This window comes from Castellaniella defragrans 65Phen, assembly GCF_000612685.1.
GTDB classification, from domain to species: domain Bacteria; phylum Pseudomonadota; class Gammaproteobacteria; order Burkholderiales; family Burkholderiaceae_B; genus Castellaniella; species Castellaniella defragrans.
In genome coordinates, this window is the sequence record NZ_HG916765.1 from 1,044,381 (window position 1) to 1,058,210 (window position 13,830).

The following is a 13,830-nucleotide window of genomic DNA, read 5'->3' on the forward strand; positions in this document are numbered from 1 at the left end:
GGGGGTCTGCTACCCGTGATCTTTGGAAACCTATGCACCCGATGCTCAACACCGCCATCAAGGCGGCACGCCGTGCCGGCGCCATCATCAACCGCGCCAGCCTCGACCTGGAACGCCTGAACGTGGCGCGCAAGGGGCCGAAGGACTACGTCACGGAAATCGACCGGGCCGCCGAGGAATCCATCATCGACATTTTACGCACAGCCTATCCCGACCACGGCATCCTGGCCGAGGAATCGGGCCGCCACCAGGCGGCGGGCGGCCAGGCCGGCGCGGAATTCCAGTGGGTGATCGATCCGCTGGACGGCACCACCAACTTCATCCACGGCTTCGCCCACTATGCCGTGTCCATCGCGCTGATGCATCGCGGCCAGGCCGCGCACGCCGTGGTCTACGACCCCACGCGCAATGAAATGTTCACCGCCAGCCGGGGCAGCGGCGCCTTCCTGAACGACCGCCGGGTGCGGGTGTCCAGCTGCGTGCGTTATCACGACACGCTGCTCGCCTCGCACATTCCCCAGTCCACGGCGCTGCCGGCGACTTCGCCCTTCGTGCCCCTGCTGGCCGAATGCGCGGCGGCGCGGCGCACGGGCTCCACGGTCCTGGACCTGGCCTGGGTGGCCAGCGGCCGCCTGGACGGCTTCTGCGGCGTCGGCCTCAAGCCCTGGGACATGGCCGCCGGCGGCCTGCTGGTGCTGGAAGCCGGCGGCCTGCTGGCCGATTTCCAGGGCGAGCAGGGCTGGATGGAATCGGGCAACGTGCTGGCCGCGCCGCCCAAGATATTCGCGCAGATGATGGCCCATCTGCGCGCCTGACGGGATACGACTATGGAATGGTTGCTGGATCCGGCAGCCTGGGTGGGCCTGTTCACCCTGATCGTCCTGGAAATCGTCCTGGGCATCGACAACCTGGTGTTCATCGCCATCCTGGTCGACAAGCTGCCGCCCAAGCAGCGCGACCGCGCCCGCGTCCTGGGCCTGAGCCTGGCGCTCGTCATGCGCCTGTTCCTGCTGACGCTGATGTCCTGGCTGGTGAAGCTCACCGAGCCGCTGGTGCACCTGGGCGACCTGTCCTTCTCGGGCCGTGACCTGATCCTCATCACGGGCGGCTTCTTCCTGCTGTTCAAGGGCACGTTCGAGCTGCACGACCGCATCGAGGGCCGCACCCAGCACGCCTCCGGCTCGCGCCTGCACGCCGGCTTCTGGGTGATCGTCACGCAGATCGTCATTCTGGACGCGGTGTTTTCCGTCGACTCGGTGATCACGGCCGTGGGCATGGTCGATCACCTGGCGATCATGATGGCGGCGGTGGTGATCGCCATGGCGATCATGCTGGTGGCGTCCAAGCCGCTGACCGCCTTCGTCAACGCCCACCAGACGGTGGTGATCCTGTGCCTGGGCTTCCTGCTGACGATCGGCTTCTCGCTGGTGGCCGACGGCTTCAGCTTCCACGTGCCCAAGGGCTATCTGTACGCCGCCATCGTGTTCTCGGTGCTGATCGAGACCCTGAACCAGTGGGCGCGGCGCAACGTGCGCCGGGCCGAGATGCGCCGGCCGCTGCGCGAGCGCACCGCCGAGGCCGTGCTGCTGATGCTGGGCCGCAAGCCCCTGGACGGCCCCGAGCCCGAGGACGGACAGGACGTGCCGGCGCCCGTGGAGGCCTTCGGCGACGAGGAACGCAACATGGTCAGCGGCGTGCTGACGCTCAGCGACCGCAACGTGCACTCCGTGATGACGCCGCGCACCGACGTGTCCTGGATCAACCTGGACGCGCCCGTGGAAGACCTGCGCGCCCAGCTCATCCGGGAGCCGCACAGCTTCTTCCCGGTGTGCCGCGGCACGCTGGACGAGGTCGTGGGGGTGGGCCGCGCCAAGGACCTGCTGCTGGATCTGCTGGAGCACGGCGGCATCCGCGAGACCCGGCTGCGCGAGCCCATCATCGTGCACGAGACCATCCCCATCCTGCAGCTCATGGAAACGCTCAAGCGTTCGCACGGACTGCTGGTCCTGGTGGCCGACGAGTTCGGCTCCATCGTCGGGGTGGTGACGCCGATCGACATCTTCGAGGCCATCGCCGGCGAATTCCCCGACGAGGACGAGGCCCCCGACATCATCGACCAGGGCAACGGCCGCTGGCGCGTGGACGGCGCCGCCGACCTGCACCACCTGGAGCAGATCCTGCACACCGACGGCCTGGTGGACGAGCACGAGGAATACTCCACGCTCGCGGGCTATCTGCTGAGCCGTTTCGGGCGCCTGCCGCAGGTCGGCGACCACTGCGAACTGGTGCGCGGCTATGGCGGCTTCCGTTTCACCGTCGCCGCCCTGGAAGGCCGGCGCATCGCCGCCGTGCAGATCGACAGCCTCGACCCGTTCGACCCCGAGGCCGAGACGCGGGAAGACTGACGGGGCGCGGCCCGCCCCCCGGGGCCGGCGCCGCGTCCGCCACCGGGTCGGAACGCCCGCGGCCGGCGTTCTCCTACAGCTGTTCCAGCCGGATTCCAGCCGCGTCGATCTCGATCCAGCCGCCCCGGGGGGGCGCATCGTGGTCGAATTCCCAGTCGGGCAGCACGTAGCGCCGCGCCGCGCGGCCGTCCAGCTCCAGCGCGTGGACGGCGGGCCGGTGCGTGTGGCCGTGGATCAGGGTGTCGCAGCCGGCGGCGCGCAGGGCCTGGGCCACGGCCGCCGGATTCACGTCCATGATCGCCATCGGCTTGCTGCGCCGGGCCTGCCGGCTGCGGGCGCGCGCGCGCGCCGCGATCGCGCGCCGCGCGCCCAGCGGCAGGGCGAGGAAGATCCGCTGGATCCAGGGCGTATGGACGATGCGGCGGAAGCGCTGATAGGCGAGGTCGTCGGTGCAGAATTCGTCGCCGTGGGCCAGCAGGATGGGGCCGGCGTCGGTGTCCAGGACGGCGGGGGCCTCCAGCAGCCGGGCGCCCAGCGCATCGGCCAGGGCGCGGCCCATCAGGAAATCGCGGTTGCCGCGCGCCAGCCACAGGGGGAGGGCGCCGGCGGTGGCGCGCAGCTCGTCCAGGGCCGTCGCCAGCCAGCGGGGCGGCCGGCGCAGGGCGTGGTCGTCGCCGATCCAGGCGTCGAAGAGGTCGCCGCACAGGATCAGGGTGCCGGCCTCGCGCCGGGCCCGGCCCAGGAAATCGTAGAAGGCGCGGGCCGTCTGCGGGACGGCCTCGCCCAGGTGGATGTCGGAGGCGACCCAGACGGTGCCCCGCAATGCCAGTCTATTCAACCAGCGTGGCGCTTTCGATGACGACGTCCTCGGCGGGCACGTCCTGGTGGAAGCCCTTGCTGCCGGTCTTGACCTTCTTGATCTCGTCGACGACCTCGGTGCCCTCGATGACGCGGCCGAACACGGCGTAGCCCCAGCCGTTGGAGGTGGGTGCGGTGAAGTTCAGGAAATCGTTGTCGGCCACGTTGATGAAGAACTGGGCCGTCGCCGAATGCGGATCGGCGGTGCGCGCCATGGCGAGCGTGTAGCGGTCGTTCTTCAGGCCGTTGTTGGCCTCGTTCTCGACGGGGGCGTGGGTCTGCTTCTGCTTCATGCCGGGCTCGAAGCCGCCGCCCTGGATCATGAAGTTGTTGATGACGCGGTGAAAGACGGTGCCGTCGTAGAAGCCTTCCTTCACGTAGCGGAGGAAGTTTTCGACGGTCTTGGGGGCTTTCTCGGCGTCCAGTTCGATCAGCAGGTCGCCCTTGCTGGTGTGCATTCTGACGTGCGGATGAGTGCTCATGGCTGTGCTTTGGGTGGAAGGGTTGGAATCGGCCTGCGCGGCGGCGGCGCCGCCCGCCAGGACCAGGGCGCAGCCCAGGCTGCAGGCCCGCGTCCAGGGCAGGACGCGGGAAAGGAACGAGGAATGGGACATGGAAGCGTCCAGGGCAAAAGCCCTATTGTGCCTGACGGGCGGAGGTTTTGTCGTGCGTCGGTGTGGCGGGCGCCGCGGCCGGAGCGGCCTGGCCGGCGGGCGCTGCGGCCGGAGCGGGAGAAGCGCCCGCCGCCCGGGCGCGGTCGAAGGATTCCTGGGCCATGCGCATCTGCACGTGCCCCAGGTTTTCCAGCGCCGGCGCGAAGGACGGGTCGGACACCAGGGCCATGTCGAGCGCGTCGCGGGCGAGCTGCAGCTGGCCCCGGCGGGCGTATTCGATCGCCAGCGCGTTCCAGGGCTCGGGCAGTTCGGGATAGTCGGTGGTCATCTGGCGCCAGACGGCCATGGCCTCGTCGTGCCGGCCCAGCGCCGCCAGGGCGCGGCCCTGCTGGTAGCGCAGCTGCACGTCGGCGCCCGGCACGGCGGCCGCGTCGCGCGCGGCCTGCTGCTTGCCGATGATGTCCAGCGCTTCCGCGGCGCGGCCCGCGTCGATCAGCGCCGCCACGTGGCCGGCGACCTGGGCGGGCGTCAGCGGGATGGCCGTGTCCACCGAGGGCGCGGCTTTTTTCAGCAGCTCGGCGAAGGCCTGCCAGCCGCGCTCGGGCGGGAGGGGCTCGGTGAACGCCCCGGTTTCGGGGTTGTAGTTCAGGCTCGAAGGGCCCGCGCCGGCGCCCGAAGATGCCGCGATGGACGGACCCGCCGCCAGGCAGGCGCACAGGGCCAAAACAGGAAGGAAGGGGCGGGTCACGTCTCGGGGCGCCTATGGATGGGGTTCTGGGACTGGTCCAGGGAACCGACGTGTTCAGAGGTTCCCTAGGGACGGTATACTTGTCAGTCCATTTTACATCCCCGCGCGCTGCCCGCCTGGTCCGGTGCGGCGGGTTTGCTCGTCTCCTGCGGCCCGACATGCTCCATATCCACGACACCCTGACACGCCAGAAAATTCCGTTGCGGACGGTGGAGCCGGGGGTGGTGCGCATGTACGTCTGCGGCATGACGGTCTACGACTTCTGCCACCTGGGCCATGCACGGATGCTGGTCGGCTTCGACGTGGTGCAGCGCTGGCTGCGGGCCTCGGGCTACCGGGTGCGCTACGTGCGCAACATCACCGACATCGACGACAAGATCATCCGCCGCGCCGTCGAGCGCGGCGTGACGATCCGCGCGCTCACGGCATTCTTCATCGACGCCATGCGCGCCGACGAGCGCGCCCTGGGCGTCCAGCCCCCCGACGACGAGCCGCGCGCCACCGAGCACGTGGCCGGCATGCTCGACATCATCCGCACGCTCGAATCCAAGGGCCTGGCCTACCAGGGCGCGGACGGCGACGTCAACTTTCCGGTGCGCAAGTTTCCCGGCTACGGCAAGCTCTCGGGCAAGTCGCTCGACGACCTGCGCGCGGGCGAGCGCGTCGCCGTGTCGGCCGGCAAGCAGGACCCGCTCGATTTCGTGCTGTGGAAATCCGCCAAGCCCGACGAGCCCGCCGACACCCGCTGGGATTCCCCCTACGGGCCGGGGCGCCCCGGCTGGCACATCGAATGCTCGGCCATGAGCCACGCTCTGCTGGGCATGCCGCTGGACATCCACGGCGGCGGTCCGGACCTGAAATTCCCCCACCACGAAAACGAGATCGCCCAGAGCGAGGGCGCCTTCGGCGGCACCCTGGCCACGACCTGGATGCACTGCGGCCCGATGATGGTGGACGCCGAAAAGATGTCCAAGTCCCTGGGCAATTTCCGGCGCATCCGCGACACGGTCGCGCTGGACGCGGCCGACGACCGCGCGGACTACGCCGTCAACCCGCGCGAAGCCGAGATGCTGCGCTTCTTCCTGGTGCGCAGCCACTACCGCAGCGCGCAGAACTACGCGCCGGACAACCTGCTGGATGCCCAGAACGCCCTGGACCGGCTCTACCAGACCCTGGCCAGCGTGCCGCCGGCCGACGTGGCCGTCGATTGGGACGATCCGGCCGCGCAGGCCTTCCGCGCCGCCATGGACGACGATTTCAACACGGCCGGCGCCGTGGCCGTGCTGTTCGATCTGGCCGGCCAGGCCAACCGCGAATCCAGCGCCCGGGCCAGCGGCCTGCTGCGCGCGCTGGGGAGCATCCTCGGCCTGCTGCAGACCGATCCGGCCACCTACCTGAAATCCCCCACCCGTTTCCTGGCGGGCGGCGCCCGCGCGGACACGCTGTCGGCCGACGCCATCGAGGCCCTGGTCGCCGAACGCGCCCAGGCCAAGGCCGCGCGCGATTTCGCCCGGGCCGATGCCATCCGCGCCCGGCTGCGCGAGCAGGGCGTGGAGCTGGCCGACGCGGCCGGCGGCGCCACCCGGTGGCGGCGGGTGTGACCATGGACATGCAGCACCACAGTTCCGCCGCGCTGCGGCCCGTCTACTGGACGCAGGCCTGCGAGCACCTGATGCAGCGCGACCGCATCCTGCGCAAGCTGATCCCGGTCTACGGCCACGAATCCATCCAGGCGCGCCACAGCCCGTTCCAGACCCTGATCCGCATCATCGTCGGCCAGCAGATTTCCCTCGCGCTGGGGCGCAAGCTCTGGGCACGGCTGGTGCAGGCCTGCGGCAGCGACGTGCAGCCCGCCTGCATCGCCGGCTGCACCGAAGCCGAACTGCGCGCGCTCGGGCTGTCCCTGCGCAAGGCCCAGTACCTGCGCGACGCGGCCGAATTCTTCGCGCTGCCCGACCGGCTGGACCCGGCCTGGTGGGAATCGCGCGACGACGCGGCCGTGATGGCGCTGCTGTGCGACATCCGCGGCGTGGGCCGCTGGACGGCGGAAATGTTCCTGATCTTCTTCCTCGGGCGTCCCGACGTCCTGCCGCTGGACGACACGGCGCTGCTCAAGGCCATCTCCCACCACTACTTCAGCGGCGAGCCGGTCTCGCGCTTCGAGGCGCGCGAGGTCTCCCAGGCCTGGGCGCCGTGGCGCACGGTCGCCAGCTGGTACCTGTGGCGCAGCATGGATGCCGCCGCCGTCGAGTACTGAAGCCCCGACCGAGTCCCGAAATTCCGTCCTAGGACCCCTGCTCCCATGCGAAATACATTTCTTGAATTTGAACAGCCTCTGGCCGAGCTCGACCAAAAGATCGAAGAACTGCGCTACGTGCAGACCGATTCGGCCGTCGACATCTCCGAGGAAGTCAACCGCCTGCAGCAGAAGAGCCAGTCCCTGGCCAAGAGCATCTACGCCAAGCTCACCCCCTGGCAGACCGCGCTGGTGGCCCGCCATCCCCAGCGGCCCTACACCATGGACTACGTCCAGGCGCTGTTCACGGATTTCCACGAACTGCACGGCGACCGCATGTACGCCGACGACCAGTCCATCGTGGGCGGGCTGGCGCGCTTCAACGGCACGCCCTGCATGGTGATCGGCCACCAGAAGGGCCGCGACACCAAGGAACGCGCCCTGCGCAACTTCGGCATGCCGCTGCCCGAGGGCTACCGCAAGGCCCTGCGCCTGATGAAGCTGGCCGAGAAATTCCGCCTGCCGGTGTTCACCTTCGTCGACACCCCGGGCGCCTATCCCGGCGTCGGCGCGGAAGAACGCGGCCAGTCCGAAGCCATCGGCCACAACCTGTACGCCATGGCCGGCCTGAAAGTCCCCATCATCGTCACCATCATCGGCGAAGGCGGCTCGGGCGGCGCGCTGGCGATCGCCGTGGGCGACACGGTCATGATGCTGCAATACGCCACCTATGCCGTCATCTCGCCGGAAGGCTGCGCCTCCATCCTGTGGCGCAGCGCCGACAAGGCTTCCGTCGCCGCCGAGGCCCTGGCCATCACCGCGCCGCGCCTGAAGGACCTGGGCCTGATCGACCGCGTGGTCAACGAGCCCGTGGGCGGCGCCCACCGCGATCCGGCCACCATGGCCCGCCAGCTCCAGCGCGCCCTGGCCGACGCCCTGCGCGAGCTCTCCGGCATGGACGTGGACGAACTGCTGCGCCGCCGCCTCGAACGCATCTCCGCCTATGGGCGCTTCCAGGAAGCCCGCTAGGAAGCCCGCTCCCCGCACGACGCCCCCCGGCGGGACGCGGCCGTCCGGCGAGCCCGTCCCGCGTGCTCCGCGGCGGCCCGCCGCCGCGTCCTTCTCACGTTCTTCGCAGCGGCCCGCCGGCGAGTCCGTTCCGCCTTCCCTGAAGCGGCCCGCCACCGCGTCCGGCGACGATGCCGGCCCCTGGCGGGCGGCGCTCGATCCGGCGCTGCTGCGGGCGGTCGATACCGCCCTGATGGCGGGGCCGGCCGGCTCCGCCGTCGGCGTGGCGCTGAGCGCCGGTGCCGATTCCGCCATGCTGGCGCTGCACGCCGCCCATGCGGCCCGGCGGCGCGGGCTGCGCCTGCATTGCTTCCACGTCCACCATGGCCTGCAGCCCGAGGCCGACGACTGGCTGATCCGCGCGCACCGGCTGGCGGGGCTGCTGGAGGCGGACTGCCACAGCCGCCGGGTGACCGTCGAGATCGACGGGCGGGGCCTGGAGGCCGCCGCGCGCGACGCCCGCTACGCCGCCCTGGCCGGGCTGGCCGCCCATGCCGGCGTCGGCCACCTGCTGCTGGCCCATCACCAGGACGATCAGGCCGAGACCGTGCTGCTGCGCCTGCTGCGCGGGACCGGTCCGCTGGGCCTGGCGGCCATGCGCCCCGTGATGGAGCGCGACGGCCTGGTCTGGAGCCGGCCCTGGCTGGATCAGCCCCGGTCGGTGATCCTGGCCTGCGCCCGGCGCTTCGGGGACCTGAGCGGCTGGCAGCCGGCGCGCGATCCCAGCAATGCCGACGCCCGCTACGCCCGCGCCGCCCTGCGCACCGGGCTGGCGCCGGTGCTGGACGCGCATTGGCCCGCCTGGCGCCGGACCCTGGCCCGCCACGCCGGCCAGGCGCAGGCGCTGTCGGACTGGGTGGAGGAGGCCGCCCAGGCCGACTGGCAGGGGCTGGATCCCTCGCCCGACGGGCGGGAATTCTCGCTTGCCGCCTGGCGCGCGCTGCCGGCCCACCGCCAGGCCCAGGCGCTGCGCCATTGGCTGCGCGCCCTGGGCCTGCGCATGCCCACCGAAGCCCGCCTGCGCGCCTGGCTGCGCACGCTGCGCGGCGTCCATGCCCTGGGGCACGACCGCGACGTGCGGCTGCTGCACGAGGGCGTCTGGATCGCGGTGCGGCGCGGCCGCGTCCTCTGCCTGCCGAAAACCCAGGTAGAATAATCCGTTTTGCTGGTTCACCGGGCTTCAACCTTCGTCAAGGCATCATGCTAATCGTCCAGAAATACGGCGGCACCTCGATGGGCTCCGTCGAACGCATTCAGAACGTCGCGCGGCGGGTCGCCAAATGGCACGCCGCCGGCCACCAGGTCGTCGTCGTGCCCTCGGCCATGTCGGGCGAAACCAACCGCCTGCTGGGCTTGGCCAAGGAAATCTCTCCCCAGCCCGACCTGCGCGAGCTCGACATGCTGGCCGCCACCGGCGAGCAGGCCAGCAGCGCGCTGCTGGCCATCGCCCTGATGCGCCAGGGCGTGGCCGCCCGCAGCTACGCCGGCTGGCAGGTTCCGGTGCGCACCGACAGCGCCTACACCAAGGCGCGCATCCGCTCCATCGACGACACCCGCATCCGCGCCGACCTGGACGCGGGCCGCGTGGTGATCGTCACCGGCTTCCAGGGCGTCGACGACGAAGGCCACATCACCACCCTGGGGCGGGGCGGCTCGGACACCTCGGCCGTGGCGGTCGCCGCGGCCATGGGCGCCGACGAATGCCTCATCTTCACCGACGTGGACGGCGTCTACACCACCGACCCGCGCGTGGTGCCCGAAGCCCGCCGCATGAACGTCATTTCCTTCGAGGAAATGCTGGAAATGGCTTCGCTCGGCTCCAAGGTCCTGCAGATCCGCTCCGTGGAATTCGCCGGCAAATACCAGGTGCCGCTGCGGGTCCTGTCCTCGCTGACCGATCCCATGATCCCGGTCGACGAGGAAATGCACTCGGGCACGCTCATCACTTTCGAGGAAGACCAGAAAATGGAAACCGCCGTTGTCTCCGGCATCGCCTTCAGCCGCGACGAAGCCAAAGTCACCCTGCGCAACGTCCCCGACACCCCGGGCGTGGCCTATTCGATCCTGGGCCCCGTGGCCGCGGCCAACATCGACGTGGACATGATCCTGCAGAACATCTCGCAGCAGGGCATGACCGACTTCTCCTTCACGGTCAACCGCAACGACTTCGCGCGCACCCTGGACCTGCTGAAGAACCAGATCGGTCCGGCCGTGGGCGCCGGCGAGATCGTCTCCGACGACAAGGTCGCCAAGGTCTCCATCGTGGGCATCGGCATGCGCAGCCACGTCGGCGTCGCCAGCCTGATGTTCCGCACCCTGGCCGAAGAGGGCATCAACATCCAGATGATCAGCACCTCGGAAATCAAGACCTCCGTGCTGATCAACGACAAGTACATGGAACTGGCCGTGCGCGCCCTGCACAAGGCCTTCGAGCTGGACCAGGAAGTCGTCCAGGCCGAAGCCTGAGCGGCCGCCCCGGACGCGGCGCCGGTCTTGCCGGCGTGCGCCGCGTCCTGTGCTAGAATGCCCGCTTTGCTGGAGACGTGGCCGAGTGGTTGAAGGTACTCCCCTGCTAAGGGAGCATGCGGCTTATACCCGCATCGAGGGTTCGAATCCCTCCGTCTCCGCCAGTTTGGCTGGCCTGAAGCCCTGTTGACTCAGGGCTTTTCCTTTTCTGGCGGCCGCGTGAGCTGAGGAGATGCTGCCGGGTCAATACGGCCGGGCACTGCGGATGGGCCGCGGAAACCACGCGGCCGATGGCGTCGGTTTCGGCGGACATCCGGCTTCCGGCGGACATCTGGCTTCCGGCGGGCATCCGGCTTCCGGCCGGCGTCCGCGCCGGGAATCCGCTTCGCGCAGGCCTCCCTCATCAAGGCCAGGCTGTGCCCGTATTGCCCGGCTCCCCGCTCCGCATGATGCGCGTGTCTGGTATCGTCGTATCCGGTATCCGTATGATGTGCGTGATGAACCCTACACCTCCCCGATCCCGGAGTCCCCGCCTTGATGCGTCCCCGCGGAGCCGCGCATGAGGCCGGCCGCCTCGGCGTGGGCGCTGTCCGGCGGCTCGGCGGTCGCGGTGGGCTTCGCGCGCTTCGGCTACGCGCTGATCCTGCCGGCGATGCGCACCGACCTGGCGCTGAACTATGCGCAGGCGGGCTGGCTCAATACCGTGAACGCGCTCGGATACCTGCTGGGCGCCGTGCTCGCCATCTACTTCGTCGCCCGGCTGGGCAACCGGCGCCTGTTCATGTGGGGCATGGCGCTGACGACGCTGTCGGTGCTGGCCAGCGGGCTGACGCGCGACTTCTTCTGGCTGAGCGTGTTCCGCTTCGTGGCCGGATTCGGCGGCGCGGGGGCGTTCGTCTGCGGCGGCGTGCTGGCGGGGGTGCTCGGCACGCGCGCCATCGTGATCTTCTTCAGCGGGGGCGGCCTGGGCACGCTGCTGACGGGCGCGGCCTTGCCGTGGCTGTTCGAGCTGCGGGGGCCGGCCGCGTGGCCGGCGGCGTGGATTGCGATGGGGGCCGTCTGCCTCCCGTGTTCCATCGCCGCGATCCGCGCCGCGGCCGCCATCGCGGAGCCCTCGTCCATGCGGTCCGACGCCCGCTGGCCGTGGCGGCCTTGCCTGCCGGTGCTGGCGGCGTATTTCATTTTCGGCCTGGGCTACATCGCCTACATGACCTTCATCGTGGCCTGGGTCCGGCAGCACGCCGCCGACCCGGCGCGCCTGGCCGTCACCACGTCCGTCATGTGGGCGCTGCTGGGCGTGATGACCCTGCTCGCTCCGCTGCTCTGGGCGCGGCTGTTCGACGGCCGCCGGGACGGCTGGCCCATGGGCGCCGCGCTGTTCGTATTGGCGGCGGGCGCGGCCCTGCCCCTGGTCCTGCCCAACCTGGCGGGCGTCTGGCTCTCCGCGATGCTGGTGGGCGGCAGCGTCTTCATGGTGCCGTCCGCGGTGACCGGCTTCGTCAAGGGCAATCTGGCCCGGCCGGCCTGGGGCAACGCCATGGCGGTGGCCACCAGCCTGTTCGCCATCGGCCAGACGATCGGCCCGGCCGCCTGCGGCTGGATCAGCGACCGGGCCGGCTCCCTGTCCTTCGGGCTGGCCGTGTCGGCCCTGATGCTGCTGCTGTCCGGCGCGCTGGCGCTGCGCCAGAGGCCGCTGGCCTGAGCCGGCGCGGGCTCAGAGTCTCGCGCGGGCTCAGAGCCTCGGGTACGCATCCTCGCGGTCGTACATGGGATCGGGCCCCGGATGAAAGCGCGTGACCCGCGTCCCGTCGGGCCCCATGAACACGTACATCAGCGAATTCCAGACGTGGTCCTGCTTGTAGCGGTAGCTCCAGACGATCTGGCGCACGCTGGGCAGGCCGGCCGTGTCGACGATGGCGGGCGGGCCGAACTCGCAGCGCACCTGGTCGGCCGTCCATTCGCCCTGCTTCAGCACCTGGAAATGCTCGTCGGTCAGGATGGGCTCGATGCCCTGGACGAGGCCGCCGGCGTCCACCGTGGCGCCCCAGGCATACTGCCCCAGCGGCTGCTGCGACCAGACGACGCGGTTTCTGCCCTGGCGGTCGGTGCATTGCAGCGTGGGCGCGCCGAACTGTGCGCTCACCTGGGCCAGCGGCGTGCCCGGCGGGGTGGCGGCGATGCTGGCGCAGCCCGCCAGCCAGAGGCCCGCCCCCGTGGCGAGGGCGCTTCGGATCAGGGTCCGCATGCGTGGGCAGGAAAACATGAAACGTCTCCATGTGCGGTTTTCATCCCCTGAACGGGCATCTTTGGCGGCGATCTCCTACAATCGGGAAAAATCGCCGGCGCCCTGCGGAATCCGCCGATGCGGCCGGCGGGACGACAAGCGCCCATGCAGGGGGAGGAACATGCATTCTAACTTCATGGATGCCGTACGCGCGCGCAGCAGCCAGGCCATCGCCTCGGGCGAGCTGCAGCCCATCGTGGCCGAGGAAGTCCTGATCCAGGACCAGGGCCTGCCCTTCACCATCCGCTGGGTGGCCGCCCTGGCCGCCAAGGATGCGGCCGCCAGGGAGATCGCCAAGGATGCGGCCGCCAGGGACGCCGCCGCCCGGGGCGAGGCCGCCGGGGGGCCTGCCGTCCCGGATGCGGCCGGAGATCCTGCCGCGCGGAGCGCGGCGGCGGGCGCCCCCGCGCCCTCGGCCCGGCAGGCCGTCGTGCTGCCCGGCGGGCCGCGCGATCCGGACTTCAATCCCTTCCTGAAACCCGATCCCGCCCTGCTCGTCGGCCCGGTGGGGGAGCATCACGCGGCCATCCTCAACAAGTTCCCGGTGTGCCTGCACCACCTGGTGCTGGCCCGGCGCGCGTTCGCGGAACAGCTCTCGCCGCTGGAGGAGATCGACTTCCGGGCCCTGGCCTCCATCCTGTCGGCGGAGGGCGGCCTGGGCTTCTACAACGGCGGCGCCGCCGCGGGCGCGAGCCAGCGGCACAAGCACGTCCAGTGGATCCCCGATGCGCCGGGCAACGCCTCGCTGCGCGCCCTGGCGGCCGGCCTGCCGGCCGACCAGGCGCAGGGCGCCATCGTGCGCCATCCCGCGCTGGATCTGGCGCACTGCTTCGTGCGCGTGGACGCCGGCCTGGGCGCCGATGCCGGGTCCAGCGCCCGTGCCATGCTGATCGCCTTCGGCCAGGCCTGCGCCGCGCTCGACCTGCGCCCGGGCGCCGACGGCCTGCTGCCGCCCTGCAACATGCTGGTGGGCGACGGCTGGATGCTGGTGCTGCCCCGCAGCCGGGAACACTTCCAGGGCGTGTCCCTGAACGCCCTGTCCTTCGGCGGCGTACTGTACGTGCGCGATCCGGTCCAGGTCGACGCCATCCGCGCCGCCGGCCCCTTGCGGGCGCTGGCCAGCGTCGGAGTGCCGGGCTAGGGCTGGGGCA

General features: G+C 70.6%; 13 protein-coding genes and 1 tRNA gene. 10 read left to right on the forward strand and 4 right to left on the reverse strand.

Translation table 11 applies throughout. The annotated features are described in order from the left end of the window. Positions 1 to 32: 32 nt before the first annotated feature. Together BN940_RS04625 and BN940_RS04630 are read left to right on the forward strand one after the other, a co-directional pair. Complete coding sequence (locus BN940_RS04625) at positions 33 to 815, forward strand: inositol monophosphatase family protein (protein ID WP_043680642.1); 783 nt, start codon at positions 33 to 35, stop codon at positions 813 to 815. A 12-nt stretch (positions 816 to 827) separates the two neighbouring features. After that, positions 828 to 2,405, forward strand: coding sequence for a TerC family protein (locus BN940_RS04630; RefSeq protein ID WP_043680645.1), 1,578 nt, complete (start codon positions 828 to 830; stop codon positions 2,403 to 2,405). Positions 2,406 to 2,478: 73 nt separating this feature from the next. On the opposite strand, the gene BN940_RS04635 is transcribed toward BN940_RS04630, so the two are convergent. The 3 genes from BN940_RS04635 to BN940_RS04645 all read right to left on the reverse strand — a co-directional run bounded on the left by BN940_RS04635 (position 2,479) and on the right by BN940_RS04645 (position 4,625). Continuing rightward, positions 2,479 to 3,243 (reverse strand): UDP-2,3-diacylglucosamine diphosphatase, encoded by a 765-nt coding sequence (locus BN940_RS04635; RefSeq protein WP_043680647.1) that lies wholly within the window; start codon positions 3,241 to 3,243, stop codon positions 2,479 to 2,481. Then, positions 3,236 to 3,745: a peptidylprolyl isomerase gene (locus tag BN940_RS04640; RefSeq protein WP_184142929.1), complete on the reverse strand. Its 510-nt coding sequence runs from the start codon at positions 3,743 to 3,745 to the stop codon at positions 3,236 to 3,238. Before BN940_RS04640 ends, BN940_RS04635 begins: the two co-directional genes overlap by 8 nt. Positions 3,746 to 3,899: 154 nt before the next feature. Further along, a complete protein-coding gene (locus tag BN940_RS04645; RefSeq protein ID WP_148304886.1) occupies positions 3,900 to 4,625 on the reverse strand; it encodes a tetratricopeptide repeat protein in 726 nt (241 codons plus the stop codon). A 158-nt stretch (positions 4,626 to 4,783) separates the two neighbouring features. Here BN940_RS04645 and cysS point away from each other — a divergent pair, with 158 nt between their 5' ends. From cysS to BN940_RS04680, 7 genes are all read left to right on the forward strand, one after another. Beyond that, positions 4,784 to 6,226 (forward strand): cysteine--tRNA ligase, encoded by a 1,443-nt coding sequence (cysS, locus tag BN940_RS04650; RefSeq protein ID WP_043680653.1) that lies wholly within the window; start codon positions 4,784 to 4,786, stop codon positions 6,224 to 6,226. A gap of 2 nt (positions 6,227 to 6,228) precedes the next feature. Beyond that, the gene (locus BN940_RS04655) at positions 6,229 to 6,882 is read left to right on the forward strand and encodes a DNA-3-methyladenine glycosylase family protein (RefSeq protein ID WP_084330517.1); all 654 of its coding nucleotides are present in this window, start codon (positions 6,229 to 6,231) and stop codon (positions 6,880 to 6,882) included. A gap of 45 nt (positions 6,883 to 6,927) precedes the next feature. After that, the gene (locus tag BN940_RS04660; protein ID WP_043680657.1) at positions 6,928 to 7,890 is read left to right on the forward strand and encodes an acetyl-CoA carboxylase carboxyltransferase subunit alpha; all 963 of its coding nucleotides are present in this window, start codon (positions 6,928 to 6,930) and stop codon (positions 7,888 to 7,890) included. Between the two features lie 232 nt (positions 7,891 to 8,122). After that, positions 8,123 to 9,085, forward strand: coding sequence for a tRNA lysidine(34) synthetase TilS (gene tilS / locus BN940_RS04665; RefSeq protein WP_052355612.1), 963 nt, complete (start codon positions 8,123 to 8,125; stop codon positions 9,083 to 9,085). Positions 9,086 to 9,126: 41 nt separating this feature from the next. Further along, entirely contained in the window at positions 9,127 to 10,395 is a 1,269-nt protein-coding gene (locus tag BN940_RS04670) for an aspartate kinase (RefSeq protein ID WP_043685884.1), read from the forward strand. A gap of 71 nt (positions 10,396 to 10,466) precedes the next feature. After that, positions 10,467 to 10,559, forward strand: a tRNA-Ser gene (locus BN940_RS04675). A 395-nt stretch (positions 10,560 to 10,954) separates the two neighbouring features. After that, positions 10,955 to 12,097 carry a YbfB/YjiJ family MFS transporter gene (locus BN940_RS04680; protein ID WP_052355613.1) on the forward strand — a complete coding sequence of 381 codons (1,143 nt, stop codon included), beginning with the start codon at positions 10,955 to 10,957 and terminating at the stop codon, positions 12,095 to 12,097. A gap of 30 nt (positions 12,098 to 12,127) precedes the next feature. Here the strand turns inward: BN940_RS04680 and BN940_RS04685 are convergent, their stop codons facing one another. Next, a complete protein-coding gene (locus BN940_RS04685; RefSeq protein ID WP_409360353.1) occupies positions 12,128 to 12,658 on the reverse strand; it encodes a hypothetical protein in 531 nt (176 codons plus the stop codon). Between the two features lie 157 nt (positions 12,659 to 12,815). On the opposite strand from BN940_RS04685, the gene BN940_RS04690 reads away from it, so the two are divergent. Continuing rightward, a complete protein-coding gene (locus BN940_RS04690) occupies positions 12,816 to 13,820 on the forward strand; it encodes an ATP adenylyltransferase family protein (protein WP_198408290.1) in 1,005 nt (334 codons plus the stop codon). Positions 13,821 to 13,830 lie beyond the last annotated feature (10 nt).

Coding starts and splice junctions, on each gene's coding strand:
- BN940_RS04660 (WP_043680657.1), top strand. CDS start 6,928: ATGCGAAATACATTTCTTGAATTTGAACAGCCTCTGGCCGAGCTCGAC.
- tilS (WP_052355612.1), top strand. CDS start 8,123: ATGGCGGGGCCGGCCGGCTCCGCCGTCGGCGTGGCGCTGAGCGCCGGT.
- BN940_RS04625 (WP_043680642.1), top strand. CDS start 33: ATGCACCCGATGCTCAACACCGCCATCAAGGCGGCACGCCGTGCCGGC.
- cysS (WP_043680653.1), top strand. CDS start 4,784: ATGCTCCATATCCACGACACCCTGACACGCCAGAAAATTCCGTTGCGG.
- BN940_RS04640 (WP_184142929.1), bottom strand. CDS start 3,745: ATGAGCACTCATCCGCACGTCAGAATGCACACCAGCAAGGGCGACCTG.
- BN940_RS04685 (WP_409360353.1), bottom strand. CDS start 12,658: ATGTTTTCCTGCCCACGCATGCGGACCCTGATCCGAAGCGCCCTCGCC.
- BN940_RS04690 (WP_198408290.1), top strand. CDS start 12,816: ATGGATGCCGTACGCGCGCGCAGCAGCCAGGCCATCGCCTCGGGCGAG.
- BN940_RS04680 (WP_052355613.1), top strand. CDS start 10,955: ATGAGGCCGGCCGCCTCGGCGTGGGCGCTGTCCGGCGGCTCGGCGGTC.
- BN940_RS04655 (WP_084330517.1), top strand. CDS start 6,229: ATGGACATGCAGCACCACAGTTCCGCCGCGCTGCGGCCCGTCTACTGG.
- BN940_RS04630 (WP_043680645.1), top strand. CDS start 828: ATGGAATGGTTGCTGGATCCGGCAGCCTGGGTGGGCCTGTTCACCCTG.